General features: G+C 69.5%; 1 pseudogene. It reads left to right on the forward strand.

Going from position 1 to position 2,791, the window contains the following annotated elements:
• Positions 1 to 2,791, forward strand: a pseudogene (locus tag D588_RS25275) (filamentous hemagglutinin); the annotation flags it as partial.

The raw sequence follows: 2,791 nt of genomic DNA on the forward strand, positions 1-2,791 counted from the left end.
GTATCGCCGTCACCGGCGCGTTCGACAATGGCAGCGGCCGCCTGGTCAGCAACGGCGGCGACCTGCAACTGGGCGCGGCGTCGATCAACAACGCGCAAGGGCGCATCGAACACGCCGGCAGCGGCACGCTCACGGTCAGCAGCAGCGGCGCCCTCGGCAATGCCGGCGGTCGCATCCTCACCCAGGGCCAGCTGCAGCTCAGCACCGGCAACACGCTCGATAACCAGGGCGGCGCCATCGCCGCCGCCGGCGATGCCAGCGTCACCGCGGCCGGCCTGGGCAACATCGGCGGCAGCGTGTCCGCACGCGGCTTGAATGTGCAACTGGGCAACGGTGCGCTCGACAATCGCCTCGGCGTGGTGCAGGCCACCGGCGGCAGCCTGGTATTGCGCGCCGACAGCCTCGAAAACCGCGGCGGCACCATGCAGGCGCTGAGCAGCGGTGGTGCGGGTGGCGACCTGCGCGTGGATCTGGCGCATACGTTGAACAACGACGCGGGCGTGATCGGCGCCAGCACCGATCTGACGCTGAACGCGGAGAACGCGAGCAACAGCGGCGGTACCTTGCAAGCCGGGCGCGACCTGGCGCTGACCGCGCGCGGCCAGCTCGACAATCACCAGAGCGGCCGCATCGGCGCCGCCCGCGACCTCAGCCTCGCCGTCACCGGCGCGTTGCTCAACAGCGGCGGCCAGCTCGACAGCGGCAACGCCATGACCCTGTCCGGCGGCCGCATCGACAACAGCCAGGGCAGCATCGTCAACAACGGCGGCGGCCTGACCCGGCTCACCACCGGCGGCGACCTGCGCAACGTCGGCGGCAGCCTGGGCGGGCGCGGCAGCGTGGTGCTCGACGCCGCCAGCATCGCCAACGGCAGCGGGCAACTGGTGGCTGGCGGCGACCTGGTCGCCAACACCAATGCGCTCGACAACCAGGGCGGCAGCGTCTACGCCGGCGCCAGCATGCTGTTGCAGCGGAGCGGCGCCACGCTCGACAACCGCAACGGCAGGATCAAGGCCGAACAGGCGGTGCGCCTGACCCTGCAGAGCCTGAGCAATAGCGGCGGGCAGATCGGCGCCGGCAGCAGCGCCGGCGGCGCGGGCGACGTGGTGATCGACACCGTCGGCTTCGACGGCGGCGGCAGCATCCTCGGCCAGAACCTGCTCGACCTGACCATCCGCAGCGATTACACCCATCGCGCCGGTGCCGACATCACCAGCAACGGCGACTTCCGCCTTGCGGTGGGCGGCAACTTCGTCAACGCCTCGGCGCTGCAGGCCGGGCGCAGCCTCGGCATCAATGCCAGCAGCATCAACAACGTGGCCGGCGCCAGCATGCGCTCGGGCAACGTGCAGTTGAACACCGGCGGCAGCGTCAGCAACGCCGGCGACCTCTCCGCCAGCGGCAACCTGCAGGTCACGGCCGGGTCGGTGTCCAACACCGGCAGCCTGGTCGGCGGCAACGTGCTGGTGGACACCGGCACCCTGGTCAACGGCGCCGACCTGGGCGGCGCCACCGACAACGCCGCCTATGGCAGCGCGCTGATCGGCGCCACCAGCGGCATGACCCTGCTGGTGCGCGACCAACTGGTCAACCGCGACGCGAAGATCTTCAGCCTCGGCAACATCGCCATCGGCGCCGCGCGCGACGGCAACGGTACCCTCACCGCGCGCACCGGCACGCTGGACAACGTCTCCGGCAGCATCGAGGCCGATGGCAGCATCCTGATCGCGGCGAACCAGATCAACAATCGGCGAAGGGTGCTGAATACCCAGACCGGCCCGCTGTCGGATGCGGACAAAGCAGCGGCTAATGCAGCGATGCCGAGCGAGCGGATCGACAGCAGAAGCATCGTCTATCCCAAGGTCCCGTACTACATCTATTACCCGTATCGTGGCGAAGCGCCAGGCGTATTCCGCAGCTATTCTGTTGAGCAGCGCGAACGTCTGATCGCGGCTAGCGCCGAAGGGCGCATCGCGGCCGGTGGCAACATCGCCCTGTCCGGCAGCGTGACCAACAATGCATCGACGATTGCTGCTGCTGGCGCGCTGATGGTCAACCAGCGCGGTGTCGCAGGTCTTTACGACGGCATGGTCACTGGCAACGAGTCCGTGGCGAACCAGGCGCTGGCACTGAAGCAGCAGGTTGTTCAGCGCGATGTGGAGCACAAGGTCACTGCCTACATCGACGACTGTGCGGGAACGCCTGTATCGGGAATCAACAAGGGCAAAAAACCGATCTGCGGGTACGACGAGACGCAGGTGGAACTATCCAGCACCACCGTCGACTCCAGCTACATCGCCCTCGCCGCCAACATGACCGGCGGCCAGGGTGTGTCCATCAGCGGCGCCACCATCAGCAACGGCGCGGTCGGCAGCGACGGCCGCAGCATCGGCGGCGCGTCCTTCAACGCCACCCAGGGCGGGGCCCTGAACCGGTACGGCACGATGAGCGCCGACGGCGCCGGCGGTATCGCCGTGCAGGCGCAGACCGCTGCGACGCCGACCAAGGCCAACGTGGGCAACCATATCGCCACCGCCAGCCTGGGTGCCATCCGCATCGACGACGGCCAGGCCACCCTGGTCGGTGGCAGCAGCGCCACTGCGTCCCAGGTCCAGGCCAGCGGCGTGCAGGCCCAACTCGGCGGCGCCGGCAGCGGCGGCCGCAGCCAGGTCCAGGCCGGCACGGCGCAGGCGGTGCTGACCGCCGGCAGCGTGCCCGGCCAGTACCAGCAGATCGACCCAGGTACCGGCCAGGTGCCGCAGGTGGTCGGCGGCGTCGGCGCGCCGCTGGG

Origin of the sequence: Xanthomonas sp. SHU 308, from assembly GCF_000364645.1 — a bacterium.
GTDB classification, from domain to species: domain Bacteria; phylum Pseudomonadota; class Gammaproteobacteria; order Xanthomonadales; family Xanthomonadaceae; genus Xanthomonas_A; species Xanthomonas_A sontii.